23 protein-coding genes are annotated in these 25,643 nt (G+C 70.2%); 17 read left to right on the forward strand and 6 right to left on the reverse strand.

Annotated elements, in window-relative coordinates:
- The first annotated feature begins 203 nt into the window (after window positions 1-203).
- From HG543_RS16335 to rpoZ, 9 genes are all read left to right on the forward strand, one after another.
- A complete protein-coding gene (locus HG543_RS16335; protein ID WP_169345699.1) occupies window positions 204-1,184 on the forward strand; it encodes a hypothetical protein in 981 nt (326 codons plus the stop codon).
- 25 nt (window positions 1,185-1,209) lie between these two features.
- On the forward strand, window positions 1,210-1,752 hold the full coding sequence (locus tag HG543_RS16340) for an RNA polymerase sigma factor (protein ID WP_343073376.1): 543 nt from the start codon (window positions 1,210-1,212) through the stop codon (window positions 1,750-1,752).
- A complete protein-coding gene (locus HG543_RS16345; protein WP_169345700.1) occupies window positions 1,749-2,525 on the forward strand; it encodes a zf-HC2 domain-containing protein in 777 nt (258 codons plus the stop codon). Before HG543_RS16340 ends, HG543_RS16345 begins: the two co-directional genes overlap by 4 nt.
- Window positions 2,522-4,117, forward strand: coding sequence for a caspase family protein (locus HG543_RS16350; RefSeq protein ID WP_169345701.1), 1,596 nt, complete (start codon window positions 2,522-2,524; stop codon window positions 4,115-4,117). The genes HG543_RS16345 and HG543_RS16350 overlap by 4 nt, the downstream gene beginning before the upstream one ends.
- Window positions 4,118-4,128: 11 nt before the next feature.
- Window positions 4,129-5,088, forward strand: a complete 960-nt coding sequence (locus HG543_RS16355; RefSeq protein WP_246357068.1) for a hypothetical protein — start codon at window positions 4,129-4,131, stop codon at window positions 5,086-5,088.
- 144 nt (window positions 5,089-5,232) lie between these two features.
- Window positions 5,233-6,873, forward strand: coding sequence for an AmpG family muropeptide MFS transporter (locus HG543_RS16360; RefSeq protein WP_169345703.1), 1,641 nt, complete (start codon window positions 5,233-5,235; stop codon window positions 6,871-6,873).
- Between the two features lie 118 nt (window positions 6,874-6,991).
- Window positions 6,992-8,629 (forward strand): phosphoglucomutase (alpha-D-glucose-1,6-bisphosphate-dependent), encoded by a 1,638-nt coding sequence (gene pgm / locus HG543_RS16365; protein WP_169345704.1) that lies wholly within the window; start codon window positions 6,992-6,994, stop codon window positions 8,627-8,629.
- Between the two features lie 121 nt (window positions 8,630-8,750).
- Window positions 8,751-9,110 (forward strand): DoxX family protein, encoded by a 360-nt coding sequence (locus HG543_RS16370; protein ID WP_169345705.1) that lies wholly within the window; start codon window positions 8,751-8,753, stop codon window positions 9,108-9,110.
- A gap of 122 nt (window positions 9,111-9,232) precedes the next feature.
- Window positions 9,233-9,472, forward strand: coding sequence for a DNA-directed RNA polymerase subunit omega (gene rpoZ / locus HG543_RS16375; protein WP_169345706.1), 240 nt, complete (start codon window positions 9,233-9,235; stop codon window positions 9,470-9,472).
- Between the two features lie 22 nt (window positions 9,473-9,494).
- Here the strand turns inward: rpoZ and HG543_RS16380 are convergent, their stop codons facing one another.
- From HG543_RS16380 to HG543_RS16390, 3 genes are read right to left on the reverse strand one after another with little or no spacing between them, the layout of a single operon-like run.
- Window positions 9,495-9,977: an NUDIX hydrolase gene (locus tag HG543_RS16380; protein ID WP_169345707.1), complete on the reverse strand. Its 483-nt coding sequence runs from the start codon at window positions 9,975-9,977 to the stop codon at window positions 9,495-9,497.
- 38 nt (window positions 9,978-10,015) lie between these two features.
- Window positions 10,016-10,657 carry a hypothetical protein gene (locus tag HG543_RS16385; RefSeq protein WP_169345708.1) on the reverse strand — a complete coding sequence of 214 codons (642 nt, stop codon included), beginning with the start codon at window positions 10,655-10,657 and terminating at the stop codon, window positions 10,016-10,018.
- A 20-nt stretch (window positions 10,658-10,677) separates the two neighbouring features.
- Window positions 10,678-11,268 carry a hypothetical protein gene (locus HG543_RS16390; RefSeq protein ID WP_171817863.1) on the reverse strand — a complete coding sequence of 197 codons (591 nt, stop codon included), beginning with the start codon at window positions 11,266-11,268 and terminating at the stop codon, window positions 10,678-10,680.
- A gap of 412 nt (window positions 11,269-11,680) precedes the next feature.
- Between HG543_RS16390 and groES the strand changes: the two genes are divergently transcribed.
- The 7 genes from groES to HG543_RS16425 all read left to right on the forward strand — a co-directional run bounded on the left by groES (window position 11,681) and on the right by HG543_RS16425 (window position 18,378).
- Window positions 11,681-11,971: a co-chaperone GroES gene (gene groES / locus HG543_RS16395; RefSeq protein WP_169345710.1), complete on the forward strand. Its 291-nt coding sequence runs from the start codon at window positions 11,681-11,683 to the stop codon at window positions 11,969-11,971.
- A 40-nt stretch (window positions 11,972-12,011) separates the two neighbouring features.
- Window positions 12,012-13,652, forward strand: coding sequence for a chaperonin GroEL (gene groL / locus HG543_RS16400; protein ID WP_169345711.1), 1,641 nt, complete (start codon window positions 12,012-12,014; stop codon window positions 13,650-13,652).
- A 155-nt stretch (window positions 13,653-13,807) separates the two neighbouring features.
- Complete coding sequence (gene grxC / locus HG543_RS16405; RefSeq protein ID WP_169345712.1) at window positions 13,808-14,065, forward strand: glutaredoxin 3; 258 nt, start codon at window positions 13,808-13,810, stop codon at window positions 14,063-14,065.
- Between the two features lie 102 nt (window positions 14,066-14,167).
- Entirely contained in the window at window positions 14,168-14,569 is a 402-nt protein-coding gene (locus HG543_RS16410) for a hypothetical protein (RefSeq protein ID WP_169345713.1), read from the forward strand.
- A gap of 98 nt (window positions 14,570-14,667) precedes the next feature.
- The gene (locus HG543_RS16415) at window positions 14,668-15,678 is read left to right on the forward strand and encodes a hypothetical protein (RefSeq protein WP_169345714.1); all 1,011 of its coding nucleotides are present in this window, start codon (window positions 14,668-14,670) and stop codon (window positions 15,676-15,678) included.
- Window positions 15,679-15,750: 72 nt separating this feature from the next.
- The gene (locus HG543_RS16420; RefSeq protein WP_169345725.1) at window positions 15,751-17,133 is read left to right on the forward strand and encodes a sigma 54-interacting transcriptional regulator; all 1,383 of its coding nucleotides are present in this window, start codon (window positions 15,751-15,753) and stop codon (window positions 17,131-17,133) included.
- Between the two features lie 42 nt (window positions 17,134-17,175).
- A complete protein-coding gene (locus tag HG543_RS16425; protein WP_169345715.1) occupies window positions 17,176-18,378 on the forward strand; it encodes a hypothetical protein in 1,203 nt (400 codons plus the stop codon).
- A gap of 211 nt (window positions 18,379-18,589) precedes the next feature.
- On the opposite strand, the gene smc is transcribed toward HG543_RS16425, so the two are convergent.
- Window positions 18,590-22,195 (reverse strand): chromosome segregation protein SMC, encoded by a 3,606-nt coding sequence (gene smc, locus HG543_RS16430; protein WP_169345716.1) that lies wholly within the window; start codon window positions 22,193-22,195, stop codon window positions 18,590-18,592.
- A 423-nt stretch (window positions 22,196-22,618) separates the two neighbouring features.
- Here smc and HG543_RS16435 point away from each other — a divergent pair, with 423 nt between their 5' ends.
- The gene (locus HG543_RS16435; protein WP_246357070.1) at window positions 22,619-23,233 is read left to right on the forward strand and encodes a TapB family protein; all 615 of its coding nucleotides are present in this window, start codon (window positions 22,619-22,621) and stop codon (window positions 23,231-23,233) included.
- Between the two features lie 24 nt (window positions 23,234-23,257).
- Here the strand turns inward: HG543_RS16435 and HG543_RS16440 are convergent, their stop codons facing one another.
- Both HG543_RS16440 and HG543_RS16445 read right to left on the reverse strand, forming a co-directional pair.
- Window positions 23,258-24,685: a hemolysin family protein gene (locus HG543_RS16440; protein ID WP_169345718.1), complete on the reverse strand. Its 1,428-nt coding sequence runs from the start codon at window positions 24,683-24,685 to the stop codon at window positions 23,258-23,260.
- A gap of 3 nt (window positions 24,686-24,688) precedes the next feature.
- Window positions 24,689-25,504, reverse strand: a complete 816-nt coding sequence (locus HG543_RS16445) for a tetratricopeptide repeat protein (RefSeq protein WP_169345719.1) — start codon at window positions 25,502-25,504, stop codon at window positions 24,689-24,691.
- Between the last annotated feature and the right edge of the window lie 139 nt (window positions 25,505-25,643).

The raw sequence follows: 25,643 nt of genomic DNA on the forward strand, positions 1-25,643 counted from the left end.
CGAAAGGTAGGGATGCCGGAATTCCGCCGTCCGAAGGCCGGGTGAAAATGCCTGGGGGGCGGACGAGCAAGCTCAACCCGTTGAATTTCCAAAGGTTTCTCCTCCGAGCAGGCGCCTTTTCTGTTTTCCGGCCGGGCTGTGTCCATTGGGGCGAACACGCTGCCGCACGGCCCTCCCGGGGCCGCCGGAAAGGAAGAAGGACCATGCTGCGCAAGAGCCTGCTGTGTGCCGCCCTGCTGTTCGTCGGCTGTGACAACGCGAAGAACGACGAGGCGTCGTTCCGCGAGGGCCTGCCCTCCCGCGAGATGGTCGAGATGAAGGCGCCGAAGAAGGACGGCCAGGGACTGGCGGCCTTCTATGGTGAGGGGCAGACGGCGGACCACTTCGCGCTCACCGTGGGCGCGGCGGTGACGGTCAACGGCGGCACGCTCTGGGTGCTCGGCCTCATCGAGACCATCGTCAAGTACCCGCCCTCCTCCATCGAGGGAGACGTGGCGGTGTGGGGCCCGTACTCGGACGATTCGGAGAACCTCACCTGGAAGCTGACCGTCACGCGCACGGACGACCACAGCTACTCCTGGGTGATGGACGGCAAGGCGAAGACGGCGAATGACTCGGGCTATGTGACGGTGCTGTCCGGCACGCACACGGCGGCGGTGAACGCGGACGGCGAGCGCATGAAGGGCTTCGGCTCCGGCGAGTTCCTCATCGACTGGGAGAGGCGCCTCACCCTGCCCGGCGCGAACCTGAACGAGATGGGCACGGGGGAGATTCGCTACTCGCGCACGGACGCGGCGGCGGTGGCGTCGGTGGAGGCGGACTTCCAGAAGGTGCGTGACGAGGCGGTGCAGGGCGGCCGCGTGGACGCGAACTACCGCTACAAGCAGGCCCCGGGCGCCGGGGGCGAGCTGGACTTCGTCATCAAGAAGAACATCGACCTGGGCAACCCCGACAAGCAGGCGCCGGAGAACCTGGCCATCAAGAGCCGCTGGGGCGCCTCGGGGGCCGGCCGCTCGGACATCAAGCTGTCGGGCGGTGACCTGCGGGGCGAGGCCACCCTCAGCGAGTGCTGGGACAGCAACTTCCTCAGCGTCTACTACACGGCCAGCTACAACCCCTTCATCGGGTACGGCGCGGTGAGCGCGTGTGGCAACTTCAGCACCGCGGTGTACTCCACGCCGTGAGGTCGCTCGCGGTAGTCTGCGCCGCGTGACGGGAACCCCTCAGCCGGTCCTCAAGGTGATTCCAGGTGGTGCCGCCCCGGACCGGCGGGCCCTCATGCGCGAGCTGTATGCGAAATACGGCGGCAGCGTGCTGGGACGCTGCCGCTACCTGCTGAAGGACGCGACGCGGGCGGAGGACGCGATGCATGACGTCTTCGCCCGCGCGCTCACCCACGGCGAGGACTTCCGCGCGGAGGCCTCGCCGCTGACGTGGCTGATGAAGATCGCCACCAACCACTGTCTCAACCAGCTCCGCTCGGAGCGGGCGGGCTGGAGGCAGTGGTTCCAGCGGGACGCGGAGGCGCGCTCCGAGGGGCACGGTGGTCAGGGCGAGATGGAGACGCGGGATCTGGTACGCCGGCTGCTGTCGCGGGTGGACCTGGAGACGCAGGCGGCGGTCATCCACTACCACGTGGACGGCATGACGCTGGAAGAGGTGGCGGCGGTGCTGGGGCGCTCGGTCCCCACCATCCGCAAGCGGCTGGAGCGCTTCGCCGAGCTGGGCGGAGAGGAATTGAGGGTCCGATGAGCGCGCATGAGTCGGAGTGGACATTGCGCCGCCTGAGCGCCGGGGAATTGGCCGCCGCCGAGGCCGCCCGTATCCGCGCCCACGCGGCCGGGTGCGCGGCGTGCGGCGCCACCCTGCGCGGAATCGAAAAGGACCAGACCGCCCTCGAGGCGCAGGTGCCCTTCGAGCGCTTCGAGGCCGGCGTGGAGCGCGCGCTGCAGCGGCAGAAGCGGAACGAGACGCTCCGTGTGCCGCCCCGCCGCTGGGTGGCGACGACGGTGGCCATGGCCGCCTCGGTGCTGCTGGTGCTCCTGGCGCGGCCCCTGCTGAGCCACCAGGACGAGGGACGCGGGCTCAATGGCATCAAGGGCGGCGCAGTGGCGGAGCTGCGCATCGGCGGTGGCGCGGGCCCGCAGCGCGAGGCCCGCAAGGACGCGCCGGAGCCGCTGGCCCCGGGCGAGCGGGTACGGCTGGGGTATCAAGCCGACGGGCACCGGTATGTGGCGGCGGTGTCGGTGGACGCCTCGGGCGAGGTGACGCCGCTGCACCCAGAGTCGGGCGAGAGCGCTCCGGTGGAGCCCGGCGCGGACATGCACTGGCTGCCGGGGAGCTGGGAGCTGACGGGCTCCGGCGGCGAGCGGGTGGTGCTGGTGCTGTCGGACGCGCCCCTCGCCGTGGAGTCGCTGGTGGACGCGGCGCGACGGGCCTTCCAGGCGGCCAGCGGCGACGTGGAGCGCATGGCGCCGCTCGACGTGCCGGGTGAACAGACACATTGGGTGCTGCGCAAGCCATGACTCCCCTCGCCTCCTCCTTCCGGGCGCTGGCCGTGGCGCTCGTCCTGGTGGCCTCGGTGGCGCACGCGGACACGCTGCGCCGCTTCGCGTTGGTGGCGGGCAACGACGAGGGCGGCAGTGGCACGCGCCCCCTGCGCTTCGCGCGCGAGGACGCGCGGAAGATGCACGCGCTGCTGCTGCGTCTGGGCGGCGTGGCGCCCGGGGACGCGAAGCTGCTGCTGGACGAGGAGTCGAGGGACTTCCTGGCGGCACTGGCGGAGCTGGAGGCACGCGCCCGCGAGGCCCAGGCCCGGGGCGAGCGCACCGCGCTGCTCGTCTACTACTCCGGCCACGCGAAGGACGGCTCGCTGCGGCTGGGGGACTCGCGGCTGCCCTTCGAGGACCTGAAGCGCCGGCTGTCGGGCGCGCCCGCGGACATCCGCATCGCCATCTTCGACTCGTGCCGCTCCGGCGCGCTGACGCGGACGAAGGGCGCGCGGCGTGCGCCCGCGTTCGAGATTGAGTCCGGCGCGGCGCGGGACGCACGGGGGTTGGTCATCCTCACCTCCAGCGCGGCGGACGAGGACTCGCAGGAGTCGGACGCGCTGCGCGGCAGCTACTTCTCGCACCACCTGGCCAGCGGCCTCCTGGGCGACGCGGACCGCAGCGGCGACGGGCGGGTGACGCTGTTCGAGGCGTACTCGCATGCGTACGCGCGCACGGTGGCGGACACGGCGGCGAGCACCGCGGGCGCGCAGCACCCCACCTTCAGCTATGACCTGGCGGGCAATGGGGACCTGGTGCTGACGGACCTGCGCGCCAGCGGCGAGGGGCTGCTGGTGCCGGGCGCGGCGCCGCCGGGCACGTACTACTTCGTGGACCCGGGCGGCATGGTGGTGGCGGAGCTGGACAAGGCGGCGGACGTGGAGCGCCGGGTGGCGCTGGCGCCGGGCACGTATCGGGTGAAGCGTCGGCTGCCGGACCGGCTGCGCATCGGCGAGGTGCAGGTGCAGCGCGGGCGGGCAGCGGTGCTGGAGGAGGCGCGGCTGCGGGACGCGCCCTTCTCGGACGACCCGGTGAAGGGCGTGGCGCGGGACGGCGGAGCGTGGTGGACGCTGGGCTTCTCCGGCACCGTGCAGTCCTTCTTCGACGCGCCCACGCGCGACACGCTGTTCCTCTCCGTGGGCCTGCTGGGGGTGGAGGCGCAGCTGCACGACTACTTCCGCGAGGACTGGGTGTGGGGCGTGGACGCGGCGGTGGGCGGGAAGCAGGCGGTGCTCGCGCTGCCGACGCTGGCGGGGCCGGGCTACCGCTACTCGGTGGCGAGCCTGGGCACGACGCTCACCTCCGAGTGGCCGAAGGGCAGCCTGGCCCCCTTCGTGGGAGCGCGGATGGCGTACCTCATGATGCGGCGCGACTTCCAGGACGAGGCGTTCCCGGACCAGAAGTTCGCGATGTTCTCCCCGGGCCTGGTGGCCGGCGTGCGGTGGAATCCCCTCCCCCGCCTGCACGTCACCGGACGCGCGCGGGCCCACTTCTTCCAATACACCGTCGATGAGCAGCGCTCGCTTGGCTACTGGGAGCTGGGCGCGCTCGTCACCTACCAGCCATGAGGGAGCACGCGATGCGACACCTGGCTCTGGCCTGTCTGTGCCTGGCGGCGGCCGCGTGCGGCGGCGACTTCTCCAACGATGATTTGGAGTTCCTCAACGCGCTGCCCCAGCGCGAGGACCTCGCCGTGAAGCTGTCGGCCGCGAGCGAGGGCCGCTCGGGCGGCGGGCTGACGACGCGCAAGGACGGGCTCGTGGTGCGGCTGGGCGAGGCGTCACGGGTCTCCGGGGACACGGACAAGACGGGGCGCGAGTTCAACGGCGCGGTGGACGGACTGCTGTCGCTGCTGGAAAACATCCGGAACTCGTCCCCCACCTCGCGCGAGCCGGACCGGCGGGTGTGGGGACCGTTCAAGGACAAGGACCACCCGCGCTTCGACGTGCGCTTCGTGATGGAGCGCCGGGAGCTGCGCTTCGACTACCGGCTGGAGTACCGGCGCACGGGCGAGGGCGACGATGCGTGGTGGGCCTTGTTGATGGGCTGGTTCCAGGCGGACGCGGGCATCCGCAAGGGCGTGGGGGCGCTGTCCCTGGACGTGAAGCGCGCGACGGAGGAGACCTTCCCCGTGGGCGGCCTGTTCACGCTGGACCGGCTGGACATCGACTACCAGACGAAGGCGCTGCCCACGCGGGTGGAGATGGCCTTCACGCCCCGCGGAAGCCTGACGGAGCCCACGCGCTACATGTACCGCGAGGCGGCGGGACGCCTGGGGGAGATGCGGTTCACGCTCCCGGACATCGACCTGGTGGTCGGCGGCCGGCTGGAGGACGTGGCGCTGACCACCCGCTGGGCCCCGGACGGCCGGGGCATGGGCGTGCTGGAGGTGCTGGACGGCGACATCAAGGGCGCGAAGTACACCGAGTGCTGGAACGCGCTCGGCCGCGTCACCTTCCTCGCGCGGAGCTGGGACTTCTTCAACCCGACCGAGGGCGACCGCGGCTCGTGCGCGGACTTCTCGGCGCTGGACGAGTAGCCAGGAGCGAGCGTGCCCGGCCGCACGCCCCGGGGTGTCACGCAGCGGACGGGCGGCCTCGGCGTGTCGACGGGCTGGCAGCCCGTCAGGCGAGGGCCAACGTGAAACCTGTTGCGCGAAACGCGACTGGTATAGTGCCGCGCCATGAGTGATGGGCGGAAGACCGAGGAGCGCGCACAGCGTCCGGGAACCCTGAAGAGCCTGGCGCTGGCGATGGCGTCCTGGCGGACGGCCGCGGTGACGCTGCTCTCGTTCTCCTCGGGCCTGCCCCTGGGCCTGGTGTGGATCGCCATTCCCGACTGGCTGCGCACGGCCGGCGTGGACATCCGCATGGTGGGCCTCGTCACGCTGGCGCAGGCGCCCTGGTCCTTCAAGTTCCTCTGGTCGCCGCTGATGGACCGCTACGTGCCGCCCTTCTGGGGCCGGCGGCGGGGCTGGATGGCGGTGGCACAGGTGGCGCTGTTCGCGACGACGCTCGCCCTGGCGGGCGTGAGCGACCATCCGGAGGCGGCGTGGGTGGTGGGCGCGCTGGCCATGGCGGTGGCGCTGTCGGCGGCCACGCAGGACATCGCCATCGACGCGTACTCGGTGGAGGTGCTGCGCAAGGACGAGCAGGGCGTCGCGGTGGGTGCTCGCGTGGCGCTCTACCGGGCCGCGATGTTCATCGCTGGCTCGGCGGCCATCACGCTGGCGGGACGGATTTCGTGGAAGTGGGTGGCCGTGGGTCTTGCGGCGATCTACCTGCCGATGCTCGTCATCACCCGCTTCGCGCCGGAGCCCGAGGAGCGGCTTCCCCCGCCCCGGTCGCTCAAGGACGCCGTCTGGTATCCCTTCGTGGGCTTCCTCTCGCGGCACCGGGCGCTGGAGATTCTCGCGTTCGTCTTCGCGTACAAGCTGGCGGACAACCTGGGCGGCTCGCTGCTGCGGCCCTTCCTGGTGGACATGGGTTACAGCGCGGTGCACCGCGGCGTGGCGCTGGGCACCATCGGCCTGTTCGGCACCATCATCGGGACGCTCATCGGCGGCGCGTGGACCACGGTGCTGGGGCTGGGCCGGGCGCTGTGGATTTTCGGCGTGGTGCAGATCGTCTCGAACGTGGGCTACGTGTTCGTGGCGCGGGCCGGGGCTCCCAATGAGCTGCTGATGTACTCGGCCATTGGCTTCGAGCAGGTGACGCAGGGCCTGGGCACGGGAGCCTTCTCCGTGCTGCTGATGCGGCTGACGCAGAAGCGCTTCTCGGCCACGCAGTTCGCGCTGCTCTCCAGCCTGTTCTCCATTCCGCGCGTGGTGGCCGGGCCCATCAGCGGCTACGCCGTGCACGCCATGGGCTGGGAACAGTTCTTCTGGGTCACCATGGTGGCGGGCATCCCCGGCCTGCTGCTGCTGGCGCGCTTCGTACCTCCGGGCGTGAAGGACCCCAACTTCGACGTCGAGGCCCAGGTCCGTCCTGCCGCGCGCGCGATGAGCCGCGGGGCGCTGACGACGACGGCGGTACTCACGAGCGTGACGGGCATCGTGCTGGGCGGGCTGGTGACGGCGCTGCTCGCGGCGATGCAGGCGGTGCGCACCAATCCTGCTGGGGGCTTCGACTTCGGCGCGGCCCTGGGGGCGCTGCTCCAGCCCGCGTCCGCCACGGACTGGGTGACGCTGGTGGGCATCGTCATCTTCGGAGTGATGGTGGGCCTGTTCACGGCGGCGGCGATTGCCGCGCGCTCCGGCGCCATCCACATCCCCGACGAGGAGGCGCCCTCCGCCCCCACCACGGGCGCGGCCCAGGCGCGCTGAGTCAAATCCTTCCCGGGGCGCCAACACGCCCCCGGAGGCAGCGCGAGGGTGCACCGCCGTACAGGTCGCCCACAAGGCGGATCCATCTCCGGCGCGGCGTGTTTATGGTGGCGGCCCTATGGCCCACCCTCTCGCTGGCAAGCCGGCTCCCAAAGACCTCCTCATCGACCCCGAGAAGCTGCGCGCCCAGTACTACTCCGACCGTCCGGACGTGAACGTGGCGGAGCAGCGCGTCGCCTTCGGCACCTCCGGGCACCGCGGTTCCTCCGCGCGCCGCAGCTTCAACGAAGCCCACATCGTCGCCGTCACCCAGGCCGTCTGCGAGTACCGCAAGGCCCAGGGCATCGACGGGCCGCTGTACCTGGGCATGGACACCCACGCCCTCTCCGACCCCGCGCAGAAGACGGCGCTCGAGGTGCTCGCCGCCAACGGCGTGCAGGTGCGCTTCAGCGACATCGCCACGCCCACGCCCGTCATCTCGCACGCCATCCTCACGTACAACCGGGGCCGCACCTCCAGCCTCGCGGATGGCATCGTCATCACCCCGTCCCACAACCCGCCCGAGGACGGCGGCATCAAGTACAACCCGCCCAACGGCGGCCCCGCCGATACCAACGTCACCGCCGGAGTCGAGCGCCGCGCCAATGAACTGCTCGCCAGCGGCAACGCGGGCGTGCAGCGCATCCCCTACGAGCGCGCCCGCACCGCCCCCACCGTCAAGCCGTACGACTTCATCACCCCGTACGTCGAGGACCTGGGCAGCGTCATCGACATGGAGGCCCTGCGCGGCGGCAAGCTGAAGATTGGCGCGGACCCGCTCGGCGGCTCCAACGTGGCGTACTGGGAGCCCATCGCCACGCGCTACGGGCTGAACCTCCAGGTGGTGAACCCCACCGTGGACCCGACGTTCGGCTTCATGCCGCTGGACCATGACGGGAAGATCCGCATGGACTGCTCGTCGCCGTACGCCATGGCCAACCTGGTGCGCCTCAAGGACCAGTACGACATCGCCTTCGGCAACGACGCGGACTCGGACCGGCACGGCATCGTCACCCGCAGCATGGGGCTGATGAACCCGAACCACTACCTCGCCGTCGCCATCAACTACCTCTTCGCCAACCGGCCCGGCTGGAAGCCCGGCACCTCCATCGGCAAGACGCTGGTGAGCAGCAGCCTCATCGACCGCGTGGCCAAGGACCTCGGCCGCCGCGTCATCGAGGTGCCCGTGGGCTTCAAGTGGTTCGTGGACGGGCTCGTCGATGGCTCGCTCGGCTTCGGTGGCGAGGAGAGCGCCGGCGCGTCCTTCCTCCGCCGCGACGGCACCGTGTGGACCACCGACAAGGACGGCATCATCCTGGACCTGCTGTCGGTGGAGATCCTCGCGCGCACCGGCAAGGACCCGGGCGAGCACTACCGCGCCCTGGCCGCGAAGTTCGGCGCGCCGCACTACACGCGCATCGACCAGCCGGCCACGGCCGCTCAAAAGGCCGCGCTGAAGAAGCTCTCCCCCGAGTCGGTGAAGGCCACCACGCTCGCGGGCGAGCCCATCCTCCAGCGCCTCACCCGCGCGCCCGGCAACAACGCGGACATCGGCGGCCTCAAGGTGGTGGCGGAGAACGGCTGGTTCGCCGCCCGTCCCTCCGGCACCGAGGACGTCTACAAGATCTACGCGGAGAGCTTCCGCGACGAGGCCCACCTGCAGGCGCTCGTCCAGGAGGCGCGCGCCATCGTCAGCGACGCCTTCGCCGGCAAGTAGTCCACGCGGTGCTGGACCCGGGCTCCTCCGTCGGTGGTGCGCTCACCGGCGGGAGCCCACGCGGTGCTGGACCCGGCCCCTCCGGCGCGATTGCATGGCACTGGAGGAGTCCCGCCCGCGCATGGAAACCGTGAAGCCCGTCCTGCAGTACCTGCTCGCACTGCTCATGGTGGCCGCGGGGGTGAACCACTTCGTCAACCCGCGCGTCTACCTGCGCATCATGCCGCCGTACCTGCCGTGGCACGGGCCGCTCGTGTTCTGGAGCGGCGTCGCGGAGGTGCTGCTGGGCGTGGGGCTGGTGGTGCCGAGGACACAGCAGCTCGCGGCGTGGGGGCTCATCGCGCTGTTCGTGGCCGTGTTCCCGGCCAACCTCTACATGGCGACCCAGCCGGAGAAGTTCCGGAAGATTCCCCGGGCGCTGCTGTGGCTGCGGCTGCCCCTGCAGGGCGTCCTCATCCTCTGGGCCTGGTGGTACACCTGAGCCGCCCTGGAGGCGCCTGTCCGCCCGGCGGCCCTGCCCATGCGTCCTTCCTTGACTCGACGGGACGTGCTCTTTAGGTTCCCCCTCTTCCAGTAGTCCCAACGAAATCCGAAGGACGTTCCATGGCTCGCGTTACCGTCGAAGACTGCCTCCCCCTCGTCGACAACCGGTTCGCGCTGGTGCTGCTCGCGGCCAAGCGCGCGCGTCAGCTCATGGCGGGCGCCCGGCCCCTCATCGAGCAGTCCAAGAACAAGCCCCCCGTGCTGTCCCTGCGCGAGGTGGCCACCGGTCACGTAAAGTTCGACCGCGACGTGCGCGAGGCGCTCTCCGGCAAGTACACCCCCGCCGAAGGCAAGCCGTAGTCAGCCGTACCGCCGTACCCCTTCAGCCCCCGTCCTTCTCCGGTGTCCTGACCGCCGGGACGGGGGCTTCGGGGAGCAGACCCTGCGAGCGCATCCACCGCACCGCGCGAGACGCCACGGCCTTCTCTCCCTTGTAGCCGAGCATCGGCACCAGCTGTGCCATCGGCACCCAGCGCACCTCGTCCACCTCCACGCGCGGCCCCGGCAGCGGCCCCAGCGCGCCTTCCTGGTAGCGGAAGAGGAAGAAGTGGACGCGCTTGAAGATGCGCTGCCCGCGGAACTGGTAGACGTAGCGAATCTCCCCCAGCGGCGCGATGAGCGTCGCGGTGAGCCCCGTCTCCTCGTGCACCTCGCGGCTCGCCGTCTGCTCCGGGCTCTCTCCCGGATCGACGTGCCCCTTGGGCAGCGCCCACAAAGGACGTCCGTGGGGACGAATGACGGCCACCTCCCAGGTGCCCCCACTCTCCCGGATGACGACCCCTCCTGCGGACGCCTCGCGTGGCATGTGCCCGCCCACCCTAGCCGAAGCGGGCGGAAAGGTGCTCACCCGCCGTGCGCGAAATGGCGCAGCTTGGCCTCCGCCCCCAGCCGGTAGGCGTAGCGCAGGTCCCCCAGCAGCCTGTCCAGCCGGCGCCCGGTGACGTGCCCCATCAGCCGGGTGCAGAAGCGCCGGGACAGCCGGTTGGCCTCCTCGTAGCGCCAGCGCTCCTGCGGGGACAGCCGCTCCCGATAGGAGACGCGCTCGAAGAGCCGCTTCAGGAGCTCCTCCGCCCAGGGCCCCACGCCCTCGCCCCAGCGGTGCAGCAGGCACACCGCGAACTTGTCCACCTCCGCCTGGGCCTCCAGCTCCAGGAGCGACACCGTCCGCCCGTGCGCCGCCGTGTGCGCCACGTAGAGGAAGTGGCTGACGCCCTCGGCCACCTGGCAGTACCCGTCCAGGTCGCCGTCCAGCATGTACCCCAGGGGGCCCGCCGCGTAGGGCTTCAGCCTGTCGAGCAGCGCCGGGGACAGGTACAGCGCCAGCTCCAGCGCGTCCCCGTCCTCGTGTACCAGCAGCTCCTCCTCGCCCCGGCCGGTGCCGCCGAGCTGCACGGCGGCCTCGGTGTCCACCACGAAGACCTCCGCCCGGGCCTCGCACGTGAAGCCGTAGATGGCCTCCAGGTGGTCCTGCACGCGACCAATCATCGCCACCCTCCCGTGGACACCTAGTTGGGCAGCTGCCCCTTGAGCGGGGGCATCATCCCCGCCTCCACCAGCACCCGCTCCAGCCGGTCGCTCCCGGTGCGCTCCCAGGACTCGTAGACCTTGAGCGCCCCGCTGGGGCCGGCCTTCACCATGCCGCGCGCGGCAATCTCCTCCAGCACCTCCACCAGCGCGCGGAACTTGTCATGCAGCTCGCGGTACACCTGGGCCGCGGGGGACAGCTCCGCCACCTGCCCGTACGCCGTGCCGCCCATCTGGATGTAGTAGTCCGGGCCCACCACGCCGCCCTGCAGCGCGCCCGAGAAGAAGCCCGCCGTGTACAGCGAGACGTCTCCCAGCCGGCGCAGCGTGCGGATGCGCTCATTGCGTTCCTGTTGCAGCGCCCGGTGGTACAGCACCGCCAGGGGCTCGTGGTCCTTGCGGCCGTCCTCCTCGCGGGTGAAAAGCTTGTCCGTGAGGGCGAACTCCGACAGCAGGTTGACCAGGTAGAACTCGGTCCCCTCGGTAATCACCACCCGCTGCCGCCCGATGACCTCGTCCAGGAGCGACTTGAAGAACTCCTTCAGCGACAGGGACGCCACCAGTTCACTCATTGACACCTCCCGTCATTCCACCCGGGTGAATCCACCCGGGAGCGCACCCTGAAAGGTACCAACGGGCTCCCACGCTGGCAAAAGCGAGCCCCAATGATTCCGGGCACTTGCGCTGGCACTCGACCCCTTCGAGTGCTAATCCGGACCCACCGGCCGCGCGTCCGGGCGCACTGTCGCCACGGTGACTGGGAATAGGAAAAACACAGCAATGACGGGCGTTTGGCAGCACAAGCGACGCGTGTCCGGCATCGCTTGACGGGTCGACTTCGCTGGTTATTATCCGCCGCGCCTGGGCGTTAGCACTCACGAGGTGCGAGTGCTAATGCCCCGGGTCTCACGACCCCAATTACCCCCAAGCGGCGTCCCGGCCGGAGGGCATCCAAGGGACGGGCGCCACATAAAGGAGCAGATCATGAAGATTCGTCCCCTGCAGGATCGGCTCATCGTCAAGCGCGTCGCCGAGGAGACCAAGACCAAGGGCGGTCTCTTCATCCCTGACACGGCGAAGGAGAAGCCCCTCGAGGGCAAGGTCATCGCCGTGGGCAACGGCAAGGTGCTCGAGGACGGCAAGGTCCGTCCGATGGACATCAAGGCCGGTGACACCATCCTGTTCAGCAAGTACGCGGGCACGGAGATCAAGCTCGATGGCGAGGAGCACCTCATTCTCCGTGAGGAGGATGTGCTCGGCGTGATCGAGAAGTAGTCCGTCCCTTCCCACCCCTTTCCTTCAAGGAATCACCCACATGGCGAAGGACATTCTTTTCGACGTGCGCGCCCGCGAGGCCATCCTCCGCGGCGTCAACATCCTGGCCGATGCGGTCAAGGTGACCCTCGGTCCCAAGGGCCGCAACGTCGTCATCGAGAAGAGCTTTGGCTCGCCCACCATCACCAAGGATGGTGTGACGGTCGCCAAGGAAATCGAGCTGGAGAACAAGTTCGAGAACATGGGCGCGCAGATGGTCAAGGAGGTTGCCTCCAAGACGTCTGACGTCGCCGGTGACGGCACCACCACGGCCACCGTGCTGGCGCAGGCCATCTTCCGCGAGGGCGCGAAGCTGGTCGCCGCGGGCCACAACCCGATGGAGATCAAGCGCGGCATCGACAAGGCCGTGGTGACCATCGTTGGCGAGCTGAAGAAGCTGGCCAAGCCGACCAAGGACAAGAAGGAGATTGCCCAGGTCGGTACCATCTCCGCCAACGGCGACGCCACCATCGGCCAGATCATCGCGGACGCGATGGAGAAGGTCGGCAAGGAGGGCGTCATCACGGTGGAGGAGGCCAAGGGCCTGGAGACCACGCTGGACGTGGTCGAGGGCATGCAGTTCGACCGTGGCTACCTGTCTCCGTACTTCGTGACGGACCCGGAGCGCATGGAGGCGGTCCTCAACGACGCCCTCATCCTCATCCACGAGAAGAAGATCTCGTCGATGAAGGACCTGCTGCCCATCCTGGAGCAGGTGGCTCGCGCCGGGAAGCCGCTGCTCATCATCGCCGAGGAGGTCGAGGGCGAGGCCCTGGCCACCCTGGTGGTGAACAAGATCCGCGGCGTGCTGAACGTCTGCGCGGTGAAGGCGCCGGGCTTCGGTGACCGCCGCAAGGCCATGCTCGAGGACATCGCCACCCTGACGGGCGGCAAGATGATCGCCGAGGACCTGGGCATCAAGCTGGACACGCTGTCGCTCCAGGACCTGGGCCGCGCCAAGCGCATCACGGTGGACAAGGACAACACCACCGTGGTGGACGGTGCGGGCAGCCAGCAGGAGATCGAGGCGCGCGTGAAGCAGATCCGCGCGACCATCGAGAACACCACCAGCGACTACGACCGCGAGAAGCTGCAGGAGCGGCTGGCGAAGCTGGTCGGCGGCGTGGCCGTCATCAACGTCGGTGCCGCCACCGAGACGGAGATGAAGGAGAAGAAGGCCCGCGTGGAGGACGCGCTCAACGCGACTCGCGCGGCCGTCGAGGAGGGCGTGGTGCCCGGCGGCGGCGTGGCCTTCATCCGCTGCCTCAAGGCGCTGGACGGCCAGCAGTTCTCCGTGGGTGAGAAGTTCGGCGTGGACATCATCCGCCGGGCGCTCGAGGAGCCCCTGCGCCAGATCGTCGGCAACGGCGGCCTGGAGGGCAGCGTGGTGGTCAACAAGGTCAAGGAGGGCACCGGCCCGTTCGGCTTCAACGCCGCCACCGGTACCTACGAGGACCTGCTGGCCGCCGGCGTCATCGACCCGGCCAAGGTGAGCCGCAGCGCGCTGCAGAACGCGGCGTCCGTGGCCTCCCTCATGCTGACCACCGAGGCGATGGTGGCGGACCGCCCGAAGGAGGAGAAGGAGGCCCCGGCGGGCGGCGGCATGGGCGGTATGGGCGGTATGGGCGGCATGGGCATGTAGTTGCCCCCCACCCCGGCCTCCAGGCCGGGGTGACTGCCTGACACAGCGGCCTCCGGTTCCCTCGCGGGGAGCCGGGGGCCGTCGTGCTTATGGCGGCCGAGGTGGCGGCGGGCGCTCGCGGCTCTTAACTTGGAAGCAAGAAGGAGGAGTGACCTGTGAAGCCCGTGAAGATCTACACGACGACCTACTGTGGGTACTGCGTCCGCGCGAAGGACCTGCTCAAGCGCAAGGGCGTGGACTACGAAGAAGTGGACGTCACCGGAGACGACTCCATGCGCTCCAAGCTGGTGGAGATGAGCGGCGGCCAGCGCACCGTGCCGCAGATCTTCATCGGCGACACGCACGTGGGCGGCTACTCGGACCTGTCCCGGCTGGACTCCGAGGGCAAGCTGGACCCGATGCTCCAGGCCTGAGGGCCTGACAGGCAGGCGGGCGGGTGCCCTCCCCCGGCTGCCCGGAGAGCGTCATGAATACCTTCCCTCCCGTGACACACACCCTTTCACGGGAGGCGGACCATGGCAGGCGAAGAGCAGCAGACGGGCACCCGGGACGAGCACTACAACCTCATCAGCGCCCTGTACCACCTCCTGAAGGGCGCCTCGACGTGCGAGGAGTACATCCGCGACGCCGAGGAGTCCGGTGACCAGGAGCTGGCCCAGTTCTTCCGCGACTGGCAGGACGAGCAGCGCAACCTCTCCGAGCGCGCGAAGAACCTGCTGGGCAGCCGGATGATGGGGGGCCAGAAGGCCGGCACCGGCCGCAAGGCCAGCGCGGGCGGCGGGAAGCAGGCGCCCACCCGTTCCGTGAAGGCACCCGTCAACGCGAGCGTACAGTCCGGGGGCAACGCCTCGGATGACATCGTGGACGAGGAGTCGAAGGAGTCCTTCCCCGCCAGCGACTCGCCCGCGCGCTACTGAGGCGCGGCGCCTGACGGGGCCGTGACCCGGCGTGTCAGGGTCCTGGCCCCGCACCGGTTTCTGGATTCCTCTCGGACGTTCGTCTTGGATGGCGGGCGGTGAAACGCCTCGGCCCGTCCCTCCTCGCGCGTGGACTCCTGCCGCTGGTGGCCCTCGCGGCCCTGGCGTGCCGGGGGCCGTCCGTCCAGGTGAAGCGCGACGTGCCCGAGGACCTCGGCGCGTCCGCCGTGGTGGTGTACCCGTTCCTCTTCCGCTGGCAGGCGCCTCCCTGGCGCGCGGTGGAGCTGTCCCAGCGGCTGGTGGACGTGGGGCTGGCCGAGGCCGGCGACGCCACCCTCTTCTTCGGACCCGGCGAGGTGCGCGTCTACCGCCCCGAGGAGGACAACGCCTGGGCCGCCAGTGACGCGGTGGCCGTGCTGGCCCCGCATGGCGTCCGGCCGGACGCCGCCCTGGTGCTGCGCCCCCGGGCGGAGCGGCGCGTCCAGAGCGGAGAACGTGAACTGGTGGACAGTCACGGGCGCACCATGGGCAGGAGCGCGCAGGAGACTGTCGTGTACCTGGGCACGGTGGAGGTGCTGCACCCGGCCAGCCAGCGGGTGGTGCTGGAGGTGTCCGGCGAAGCCACCGCGGACCCGTTCGCGGACGTCACGGACGACGGCGCGGACCCCGCCCCGGAGCTGACGCGGCTGATGGAGGACCTCACCCGCGAGGCCCTGAAGGGCCTGTCCGGCGCGCTCCGGCCCCCACGCGCGCCCTCCCCGCCCCTGGCCACCGAGGTGGCGTGGATTCCCTGGGAGACGCCGGGGCTGGCGGCGGAGCTGGAGGGCAAGGACCTCCTCGACGCGGAGGTGCTGCGCCGGCAGCGCCTGCGCTTCGCCAACCCGGGCGTGGCGCCCGCCGAACTGGACGCGCTGGCGGGCCTCCCCGCGGGCCTCCATGTGCGCGCGGTGCCTCCGGGCGCGAAGCTGGCGGCGGGTGACCTGGTCCTCTCGCTCGACGGGCGTCCCGCCCCGCCCCAGGCCCTGGAACGCGTGCGCATGATGCAAGTTCCCGCCGAAGCAAGCGTCAGGAGGTCTTCGGGGAGGATTGTTTCACTCCAGCTGCCCTGACGTTTTTCAGAGGTGAAGAGACGCTCGTCGGGCTTGCCCGCCCGGTCTCCTCGCACCTAAAGAGGATCCATGATGGAACGCAGGCCCGAGGTCACCCAGACCACCCAGAGCGAACAAGAAGGCCAGCCCACGCGCATTCCCATCCACGAGTGGACCGTGGAGGTGGTGGCCGGCCCGGACAAAGGCAAGAAGGTGACGACGGCGGACGGCCTCGTCCGCGTGGGTTCGGACCCCGCCGCCGACCTGGTGCTGACGGACGCCACCGTGAGCCGCCGCCACCTGGAGGTGGAGCGCACGGCGCGAGGCCTCCTGCTGCGCGACACCGGCAGCCGCAACGGCACCTTCCTCGACGGGCGTCAGGTGGTGCAGGCGTACCTGGCCTCGGGCGACAAGGTGGAGCTGGGCAAGACGAAGCTCTCCGTGAAGGTGGCCCCGCGCCCCACCGAGGTGGAGGTGGCGGGGGCCGAGTCCTTCGGCACGCTGGTGGGCGCCTCGGAGAAGATGCGCTGGGTCTTCACCGAGCTGCGCCGCATCGCCCGCGAGGACATGAGCCTGCTCATCGAGGGTGAGACGGGCACCGGCAAGGAGCTGGCGGCGCGCGCGGTGCACCAGCACTCGGTGCGGCGGCACGGCCCCTTCAAGGTCGTGGACTGCAACCTCATCTCCGAGGAGAAGGCCGAGCGCGAGCTGTTCGGCGGGCTGCGCGCGGCCGACGCGGAGGACCGCGAGGCGCGCGGCGTCTTCGAGGCCGCCCGGGGCGGCACCCTCTTCCTGGACGAGGTGGGCGAATTGCCCCTGCCGGTGCAGGGCAAGCTGTTGCGCGTGCTGGAGACGCGCGAGGTGCCCTCGCTGGACGGGCAGCCGGTGGCGGTGGACGTGCGCGTCATCGCCTCCACGCACCGCAACCTGGAGGAGGACGTGCGCCAGGGCCGCTTCCGCGCGGACCTCTACTTCCGGCTGGCGGTGGCGCGCGTGCGCCTGCCGCCCCTGCGCACCCGGCGCGAGGACATTCCCGTGCTGGCCCGCGCCCTGTCCCAGTCGCTGCGCGCCAGCGTGACGCTCACCCCGCAGACGCTCGCCCTCTTCGAGGGCTATGACTGGCCGGGCAACGTGCGCGAATTGCGCAATGTGCTCGAGCGCGGCGCCCTCATGGAGGAGACGGGCAACACCAGCTGGCTGGACTTCCTCGCCCAGCCCTCGCGCCGCCCCGAGGGGCAGGCGCCGGCCACCAACGTGGCCTCGATCGTCACCAACATGCCGTACCACGAGGCGAAGGACCGGGTGCTCGCGGACTTCGAGCGCTTGTACTTCGCCGAGGTGATGCGCACGGTGGGCTTCGACATGAAGGCCGCCGAGCAGCGCACCGGCTTGTCGATGCAGAGCCTCTACCGACTCTTGAAGAAGAACGGGCTTCGTCTCAAGGACCTGAAGAACGCCGAGGGCCTGGAGAAGTAGTTGGATGCCCGCACGCAGTCCCACCCCAGGGAGAACAACCGCATGTTGCGCCGTCTTGCCGTAGCCTCCTTCGCCCTCACCGCCGCCTGTGCCGGTCAGCAGAAGACCGGTGGTGACGCCGCCGCCCAGGGCCCGACCTCCACCGAGGAGCGCGTCCGCATCACCAACCAGCCCCCGTTCGACCTGGTGGCCTGCTTCCCGCGCGAGGCGAAGATGCCCGCGCAGACCAGCCAGGGCGTCGTGCTCGGCGCGCTGCTGACCGTGCGCCCGCAGGTGCAGGAGTGCCTGGTGGACCCGAAGAACCGGGGTCCCGCGCCCACCACCAAGCTGCAGGTGAAGACCACCGTCACCGACGCGGCCACCACCCACGCCGTCACCGGGGAGAACCTCACCCCCGAGGGCACCGCCTGCATCCAGAAGCTGCTGGACACCCAGGTGCAGCCGGCGCTGCTGGCCAAGGGCGCCGCGCCCGTCGAGGCCACCATTCCCTTCGAGCAGACCGTCAGCGGCCTGAACTCCGTCACCTTCGGCATCAACGAGGGTTCGGACTTCACCGGCGCGGTGCGCCTGGGCCTGCCGACCTGGTGCGACTGCTACGCCAACTTCAAGGCCGGCGTGCCGCCGACGCTGACGGCCAAGGTGAAGCTGGTGAAGGCGCAGCAGACGCCCTCCGAAGTCACGTTCGAGCCCTCCGGCAGCACCGAGGGTGACCAGGTGGCCGCGTGCCTGCAGCAGAAGATGATGGCGCTGCCGGCGAAGCTGACCTCCGACGAGCTGGGCTTCGCCTACCGCTTCGTGCACTTCAACTCGGGCGCCCCGGAGACGGCGGCGGCCAGCCTCACCCCCGAGTTGCGCTTCCTGCAGATGGACCTGGTCCGCACGCAGCGCGCGGCGGACGCGGCCATGGCCGACGGCGCCCGCGCCGCCGCGGCCCAGGCCTTCGCCGAGGTGGTGGAGCGCTACCAGAAGACGAAGAACTACAAGCTCTTCGACGAGCTCGAGAGCAAGTGCAACGCCCTGGTGGCCGCCGACGGCCGCATCGTCGAGACGCTCCAGGCCCGTCAGCAGACCGAGCAGGCCGCGCTGACGATTGCCCAGGAGATGAAGACCAAGGACGCCGAGGGCTGGACGGACGCCGAGGCCGCCACGCAGAAGAACTTCGACGAGACGGTGAAGGAAATCGCCGAGGCCCAGAAGCTGGCCGCGCAGGACAAGGCCGCCTGCCCGAAGAAGTCGTACAAGTAGCCGTCACGGCCTGACGGCCGCGAGAAGCACGAAGGCGCGGGTGCCCGGACTCCAGGGGCCCGCGCCTTCGCGCGTTTCAGGGGGCCGCGCGCGTGCTGGCGGGGCCCGGAAAAAACAGAAGGCGCGAGCCCCGGAGCCGGGAGCCCGCGCCTCGATGTGTTTCCCGCCGGAGGCAGGCACCGGAGCGGCCCGGTGCCCCCACCTCCGGGCACTACGCGGCGGTGACCTTGTCGTCGTTGGCGGCGCCGGCCTCGCGCATGCGCACGCTGACGAGCTTGGAGATACCCGGCTCCTCCATGGTGACGCCGTAGAGGGTGTTGGAGACCTCCATGGTCCGCTTGTTGTGGGTGATGAGGATGAACTGGGACTGCTTGCTCATCTCCTTCACCATGTCGTTGTAGCGGCCCACGTTGCCCTCATCCAGCGGCGCGTCGACCTCGTCCAGGAGGCAGAAGGGCGTGGGCTTGATGAGGAAGATGCCGAAGATGAGGGCCACTGCGGTGAGGGCCTTCTCGCCACCGGAGAGCAGGTTGACGCTCTGCAGCTTCTTGCCGGGCGGCTGGGCGACGATTTCCACGCCCGGCTCCGCGTTGGGGCCCTCGCCGTTGGTGAGCACGAGGCTGGCCCGGCCGCCACCGAACAGGCGCGGGAAGATGGCCTGGAACTTCTCGTTCACCACGTCGAAGGTCTGCTTGAAGCGCTCGCGGCTGGTGGCGTCGATGCGCTGGATGGCCTCCTTGAGCTGCTCGATGGAGGACTGCAGGTCCTTCTTCTGCGCGTTGAGGAAGTCGTAGCGCTTGGCCAGCTCCGCGTGCTCGTCGATGGCGGTGAGGTTGATCTCCCCCATCTTCTCCACCTGGGCGCGCAAGTCCTTCAGCTCGGCTTCCGTCTCCGGGGCCAGCGGGGCCAGCAGGTGGTAGCGGTGCAGCTCCAGCGCCAGGTCCACCTGGTGCCGCTCGCGGATGCCGGCGGCCAGGTGCTCCAGCTCCAGGGCAATCTCGCGCTCGCGCAGGGAGATTTGCGACAGGCCCTGCATCAGCTCGTCCACGCGGCTTCGCAGCTCGCGGAACTGGGTGTCTTGCTCACGCACCTCGGCGGAGGCCGTGGTGTGGGCGGTGCGGCGGGCCTCCAGCCCCTCCGCGGCCACCCGGTGCTCCTCGGCGCGCTTGGACAGGCCGCCCTCCGTCTCGGAGATGCGGCGCTCCAGCTCCTCGGTGCGCGCCCCACCCTCCTGCACCGTGGTGCGCAGGCGGGCGACGCGCGTCTCCATGTCCTTGCGCTGGGTGACGAGGCTCTCCAGCTCCTTGCGGGCGGACTCGCCGCGCTCGCTGCCGGCGGCCACCTTGATGCGCAGGCCCGTCAGGTCATTGTTGGCCGTCTCCGCGCGCTGGCGCAGCGACTCCTGCTCCGCGGCGAGCTGCTTGACGCGCTCCTCGCGGCCCTCGCGGTCCGCCTGGCCGTGGGCCACCTCGCCCCGGCTCGTCTCCTCCTCGTGGGCCAGCGCGCTCTGGCTCTGCGCCAGCTGGGCGTCCTCGGACTCCAGCGCCCGCAGCCGCTCGCGCACCCGGGCCAGGTCCTCGCCCGCCTTGTGCAGGTCCTTCTCCTGGCTGGCGAGATTCACCTCCTCGGCGTGCTGATTCTTGGCGAGCCCCTTGAGGACGCTCTCCGCGTGCCCCATCTGCTTCTGGAGCGTGTAGTGCCGGGTGAGGATTTCGTTGTAGCGCTCCTCCACCCGGGCCACCTCGGCGGCCAGCTCGGCGATTTCGCGCTTCTTCTGGAGCGCGCCCACCGCCGCGCCCTCGCGCTCACCGCCGACGATGGTGCCGTCCGGACGGAACACCTCGCCGTCCTGCGTGACGAGCGTGCACGCCGGGCCACCGGCCTCCGCGTACGCGCGGGCGGCGCCGATGTCCTGGACGATGACCACGTCGCCCAGCAGCAGCCGCACCAGCGGCTGGAGGGCCTCCTCGCACGTCACCTCGCGCGGGGCATGGGCCAGCACGCCGGGCCGGCTGAAGTCCGGCTCCATCGGGGGCGGCAGCGAGTCCAGCGCGGGCACCGGCAGGAAGCTGCCCCGGCCCTCCGCGTGGCCCTTGAGGTACTCCACCAGCTCCACGCCCTTGTCGCGGCTCTCGACGATGACGTGCTGGAGCCGCTCGCCCAGGGCCGCCTCCACCGCGCGCTCGTAGCGCTGGGACACGGTGATGACGTCCGACACGAGGCCGAAGATGCCCTGCTCGCGCGCGGCCACGCCGGCGCGCATCATCACCGCGCGCACGCCCCGGTCGAAGCCGTCATAGTTCTTCTGGATGTCCTCCAGGGACGCCAGGCGGCTGCGCTTGTCGCTCAGCTCCTCGCGCAGGGCGATGACCTGGATTTCGTTCTCCGTGAAGTCGGCGCGCGTGCGGCTGAGGGCCTCCTCCTCCTGGCCCTTGCGCTCGGCCAGCTCCGCGGCGAGGTGCCGGGTGTCCTCCACCCGCCTGGCCGCCTCGCCACGCACCGCCTCCAGCTGGGACTCCTGCGCGCGCAAGCTCTCCAGCTCACCCTGGAGCTTCGCCCGGCGGGTCTCCAAATCGGTGCGCTGGCGGGCGAGGTTGACGAGGTTGCTCTCGTGGTTGGCCAGGCGCCCCGCCACGGCCACCAGCCCGGCGCGCTCCTGCTCCAGGCGCAGCGCGACTTCCGTCTGCAGCTGGGACACGCGGCGCAGCTCCTCCTGCGCCACCTGCATCGCGACCTCGTCCTCCTTCCACGAGCCGGCGATGCCCGACAGCTCCGCCTCGCGCGCGGCCATGGCCTCGGCCATCTCCGCCTGCCGCGCCAGCAGGCCGTCCAGCTCCACCTTCGCCGCGGCCACCCGGGCGCGCGTCTCCTCCAAATCCCGCTTGCCGTACGACAGCTCCTGGGTGTCGCGCTGCACGCTGCTCTCCATCGCGTGCACCTCGGCGGCCAGCGTCTGGAGGGCGGCGGCCTCGGCGTCCAGCTCCGCGCGGCGCCGGGTAATCGTCTCCTCCAGCTCCTTCACGCGGTCCAGGCTGTCGCGCTCCTCGGAGCCCAGGTTCTCCAGGCGGGACTGGAGCACCTTCTTCTCGGCCAGCAGCTCCAGGTGGCGGTGCGTGGCCGCATGCAGGTCGATGTCCCGCATGCGCGCCTTGAGCTTCTTGTACTTCTCCGCCTTCTTCGCCTGGCGCGACAGCGCGTCGAGCCGCTTCTCCAGCTCGTTGGTGATGTCGGTGACGCGCAGGAGGTTGGCGTCGGTGGCCTCCATCTTGCGCTCGGCGGCCTTGCGGCGGGCCTTGTACTTGGTGACGCCCGCGGCCTCCTCCAGCAGGTGGCGCCGGTCCTCCGGCTTGCTGGAGACGATGAGGCCCACGCGGCCTTGCTCGATGATGGAGTAGGCCTTGGTGCCCACGCCCGTGCCGAGGAACAGCTCGGTGATGTCCAGCAGGCGACACGGCGTCTTGTTGATGAGGTACTCGGAGTCGCCGTTGCGGAACAGGCGCCGGGTGACCGTCACTTCGGAGAAGCCCTGGTACTGCGGGGCCAGCTGGTCCGTCTCGTCCACCAGGAACGTGAGCGACACCTCCGCCATCGACAGGGGCGGCTTGTTCTCCGAGCCGTTGAAGATGACGTCCTCCATGCCGCGGCCACGGAGGTTCTTCGCGCTCTGCTCACCCATCACCCAGCGGATGGCGTCGACAACGTTCGACTTTCCACAGCCGTTGGGCCCGACGATGCCCGTGACTCCTTCATCGAACGTGAAGACGCTCCGCTCCATGAAGGACTTGAAGCCGGTGATGTCCAACCGCTTGATTCGCATGCCAGCGGGCTCCTGGGGGACGCGCGGAGTACGAGGGAGAAAGCGAGCGCGAGGCCGAAAAATCGGCCCCGGAACGATCGGCAGGAGTACCAGTCGCCCCCCTGGCGATCAAGCGTGACCCTGCATCAGGTGGCCATACGTCTGGTCGCTTGCCCTTCAACGAGGCGGCCAGAGCCCCTGCCAGGTCGTGCCGTGGGGTTGCAAAGTGGGAGCCCCACCCTACCTTCCAATTGCTTTTTCTGGAGGTTGCCTACGTTCCAGCCCTTTCTTGCTCTGACGCTCCTCGTGGGAGCGTCCCCTACGCCGGAAGTAGCACCCCGGTCTGACACGGCGGCAGTCGCAGCCCCGGCTGCCTGCCCCCACCCCTATTTCCCGCTGGAGGACGGCCTCAAGCTGACCTACCGGGCAGGCAAGTCCTCGGAGATGGTGCTCTCCACGAAGGACGTGAAGCCGGCGCCGGAGGGCCTGAAGGGCACCGTCGCGGTGGACCTGAAGAGCCGCCACGGCGAGACGGAGGCCACCTGCACGCCCGAGGGCATCCGCACGGGCCTGGGCGGCCTGGAGGGCACGCTCCTGTCCGCGTCCGGCATGGACGTGCAGGTGGTGAGCGCGGAGGGCGTCGTGGTGCCCTCGCCCGCGCAGATGGTGCCCGGCGGTACGTGGAAGAACAGCCTGTCCGTGAAGCTCCAGCCGCCCGCGTCGAAGACGGGGGGCCTGCGGCCCACCATCGCCACCACCTTCGACAAGGAGGCCACGGTGGTGGGTGAGGAGGAGGTCACCGTCGCCGCCGGGACCTTCAAGGCGCTGAAGGTGAAGAACATCACCACGGCGCGCTCCAGCCGGCCCGGCGCCCAGGGGCGCTCCATGGAGAGCTTCCTCTGGTTCGCCCCCGGCGTGGGCATCATCAAGCTGGAGACGGCCGGCAGCACCGACCTGGAATTGCTCAAGGTCGAGCGCGCCGAGGCCCCCAAGGCCGCGGCCAAGGGCGGCAAGGCGGTGAAGAAGGCCGTGGCGGTGAAGAAGGACCCGAAGGGCTGAGGACGCCTCAGGCGGCGGGTCGGCTCAAGCCGACTCGCCTGGAGGCACCACCGGCGGTGTCTCGCCCGAGGAGGGCCCCGCCGGTGAGTCCGAGGACGGCGCCGCCGCGGCATCCGGCGTGGCGCGCGCGGGCGTGGCGCGGGACTGGGGCTCCACCGTCACCCGCACCACGCGCGGCCCGTCCACCTCCTCCACGAGGATGCGCCACATGTCGAGCTTCAGCGTGTCCCCCTTCTCCGGGACGCGCCCCAGCCGGGCCATGAGGTAGCCAGCGATGGTGGTGACCTCGCCCTCCTCGTCCTCGTCCAGCTCGAAGTTGACGTCCAGCCGCTCCTCGAGGTCGTCCAGCTGCGTGGTGCCCGGCAGCTCGAAGCGGCCGCCCGGCAGCGAGCGCACCTCCTCCACCCGGCGGCCCAGCTCGGCCACGTCGCCCACCACCTCGGCCACCACGTCGGCAATCGTCACGAGGCCGGACGTGCCGCCGTGCTCGTCCACCACCAGCGCCGTCTGGCGGCGCCGCTTGCGGAACTCCGCCAGCAGCTGCTCCAGCGTGGCGTGCTCGGGGATGAAGAGCACCGGCCGCTGCACCTGCGCGAGGCTGCGCAGCTCCCCGCGCGACAGCAGGAAGAAGAGGTCCTTGGCGTTCACCACGCCCTCGACCTCGTCGAGGTTGCCGCGGCACACCGGCAGCCACGTGTGGCCCGCCGCGCGCGCGTCCGCGATGCACTTCTCCAGCGGCTCCTCGATGTCGAGGAACTTCACCTGGTTGCGCGGCACCATCACCTGCCGCGCCGTCTTCTGCGCCATCTCCAGCGCCCGCTCCAGGAGCTCCGCGCGCGCCGTCGTGATTGCCCCCGCCTGGGCCGAGCTGTGCAGGATGACGCGCAGCTCCTCCTCGCTGTGGGCCTCGTGCGCCTCGCCCGCCGAGTGCAGGCCGAAGGCTCGCAGCACCCTCGCCGCCAGCCCGTTGAGCAGGACGATGGCCGGGTAGAAGAGGAAGTAGAACACCCGCATCGGCAGGGCGACGGCGAGCGTCGTCGCCTCCGCGCGTTGAATCGCGAGGCTCTTGGGCGCCAGCTCGCCCATGACGATGTGCAGGAACGTGATGATGCTGAAGGCGATGACCACCGCCGCCGTGTGGGCCACCGTCGCCGCCGAGCCCTCCGGCACCAGCCCCACCAGCACCGGCTCCAGGAGCTTCGCGAAGGCCGGCTCGCCCAGCCAGCCCAGCCCCAGCGACGCCAGGGTGATGCCGAACTGCGTGGCGGAGAGGTACGCGTCCAGGTGCTCCACCATCTTCAGCGCGGTGGAGGCGCCCGGCGCGCCCTCGTCAGCGAGCGCCTGGATGCGCGTGGCGCGAACCTTCACGATGGCGAACTCCGTCGCCACGAAGAACCCGTTGGCCACCACCAACAGGAGCGCCAGTCCGAGGAAGACCCATTCCATTCCCATGGCTCAGAAGAGGGCTTCGAAGTCGGCGTCGCCCTTGAGCGAGTCGAACATGGGGTCCGTGGACAGCCACCCCAGGACCTTGGGGCGGTCCGCCACCAGCGACTTCTGGAGGTACTGCACCGCGTCCTTCGGCCGCCCCCAGAGCGCGTACAGCGCCGCCAGGTTGTAGTTGAGCAGCAGGTCCTCGGGGTTGAGCGCCCGGGCCCGCTCGTACGCGCGCTCGGCCTCCGCGTAGAAGCCCTTCTGCGCGTAGCAGATGCCCAGGTCCAGTTGCGCCTCGAAGTTGTCCGGCTCCAGCCGCACCACTTCCTTCAGCTGGGTGATGGCGGAGCGGTAGTCGCCCTCGTCCATCATCAGCGCCGCCAGCTCGTGACGGGGGAAGGCGTCCTGCGGGTCCAGTTCAATCGCCGTCTGGAGCTCGCGCATGGCCTCCTCCACGCGGCCCTGGTCCGCGTAGGTGAGGCCGAGGTTGAGGTGCGCGTCCGGATACTCCGGGTCCAGCTCGATGGCCTCCTTGTACTCCTCCACCGCCATCTCCCCGGCGTGCGTGGAGAGGAAGCAGGCCAGGTTGTAATGCGCGGTGGCGCTGTCCGGCTCCAGCTTCAGGGCGGTGAGGTACTCGGACAGGGCCTCGCGGAAGAGCTTCTTCTCCGCGTAGACGGTGGCCAGGTTGTCGTGAGCGTGGGCGGAGCTCGGGTCCAGGTCGATGGCCTTCTTGAACTCCTTGATGGCCTCGTCGAGCCACCCCCGGTCCGCCAGCTCGATTCCACGAGTGTTGTGCTCGTCGGAGAGCGCGATGTTGTCCTTTTCCCGGGCCATGGCAGCGCCGGGCAATCTACGCGCCGCCGAATCACGGGTGCAAGGTAGAGTTTCCCCCCGCCCATGCGCCACGCCGCCCTCCTGCTGCTCCTGTTCGCCGCCTGTCATCCGCGCCCCGTCCCGCCGCCGGAGCCGCCCC

The organism is Pyxidicoccus fallax, from assembly GCF_012933655.1.
Taxonomy (GTDB): domain Bacteria; phylum Myxococcota; class Myxococcia; order Myxococcales; family Myxococcaceae; genus Myxococcus; species Myxococcus fallax.

Excerpts from the sequence above, each read along its gene's own strand:
- HG543_RS16335 (WP_169345699.1), top strand. The coding sequence starts at position 204 with ATGCTGCGCAAGAGCCTGCTGTGTGCCGCCCTGCTGTTCGTCGGCTGT.
- HG543_RS16345 (WP_169345700.1), top strand. The coding sequence starts at position 1,749 with ATGAGCGCGCATGAGTCGGAGTGGACATTGCGCCGCCTGAGCGCCGGG.
- HG543_RS16350 (WP_169345701.1), top strand. The coding sequence starts at position 2,522 with ATGACTCCCCTCGCCTCCTCCTTCCGGGCGCTGGCCGTGGCGCTCGTC.
- HG543_RS16355 (WP_246357068.1), top strand. The coding sequence starts at position 4,129 with ATGCGACACCTGGCTCTGGCCTGTCTGTGCCTGGCGGCGGCCGCGTGC.
- HG543_RS16360 (WP_169345703.1), top strand. The coding sequence starts at position 5,233 with ATGAGTGATGGGCGGAAGACCGAGGAGCGCGCACAGCGTCCGGGAACC.
- pgm (WP_169345704.1), top strand. The coding sequence starts at position 6,992 with ATGGCCCACCCTCTCGCTGGCAAGCCGGCTCCCAAAGACCTCCTCATC.
- HG543_RS16370 (WP_169345705.1), top strand. The coding sequence starts at position 8,751 with ATGGAAACCGTGAAGCCCGTCCTGCAGTACCTGCTCGCACTGCTCATG.
- rpoZ (WP_169345706.1), top strand. The coding sequence starts at position 9,233 with ATGGCTCGCGTTACCGTCGAAGACTGCCTCCCCCTCGTCGACAACCGG.
- HG543_RS16380 (WP_169345707.1), bottom strand. The coding sequence starts at position 9,977 with ATGCCACGCGAGGCGTCCGCAGGAGGGGTCGTCATCCGGGAGAGTGGG.
- HG543_RS16385 (WP_169345708.1), bottom strand. The coding sequence starts at position 10,657 with ATGATTGGTCGCGTGCAGGACCACCTGGAGGCCATCTACGGCTTCACG.
- HG543_RS16390 (WP_171817863.1), bottom strand. The coding sequence starts at position 11,268 with ATGAGTGAACTGGTGGCGTCCCTGTCGCTGAAGGAGTTCTTCAAGTCG.
- groES (WP_169345710.1), top strand. The coding sequence starts at position 11,681 with ATGAAGATTCGTCCCCTGCAGGATCGGCTCATCGTCAAGCGCGTCGCC.
- groL (WP_169345711.1), top strand. The coding sequence starts at position 12,012 with ATGGCGAAGGACATTCTTTTCGACGTGCGCGCCCGCGAGGCCATCCTC.
- HG543_RS16410 (WP_169345713.1), top strand. The coding sequence starts at position 14,168 with ATGGCAGGCGAAGAGCAGCAGACGGGCACCCGGGACGAGCACTACAAC.
- HG543_RS16420 (WP_169345725.1), top strand. The coding sequence starts at position 15,751 with ATGGAACGCAGGCCCGAGGTCACCCAGACCACCCAGAGCGAACAAGAA.
- HG543_RS16425 (WP_169345715.1), top strand. The coding sequence starts at position 17,176 with ATGTTGCGCCGTCTTGCCGTAGCCTCCTTCGCCCTCACCGCCGCCTGT.
- smc (WP_169345716.1), bottom strand. The coding sequence starts at position 22,195 with ATGCGAATCAAGCGGTTGGACATCACCGGCTTCAAGTCCTTCATGGAG.
- HG543_RS16435 (WP_246357070.1), top strand. The coding sequence starts at position 22,619 with ATGGTGCTCTCCACGAAGGACGTGAAGCCGGCGCCGGAGGGCCTGAAG.
- HG543_RS16440 (WP_169345718.1), bottom strand. The coding sequence starts at position 24,685 with ATGGGAATGGAATGGGTCTTCCTCGGACTGGCGCTCCTGTTGGTGGTG.
- HG543_RS16445 (WP_169345719.1), bottom strand. The coding sequence starts at position 25,504 with ATGGCCCGGGAAAAGGACAACATCGCGCTCTCCGACGAGCACAACACT.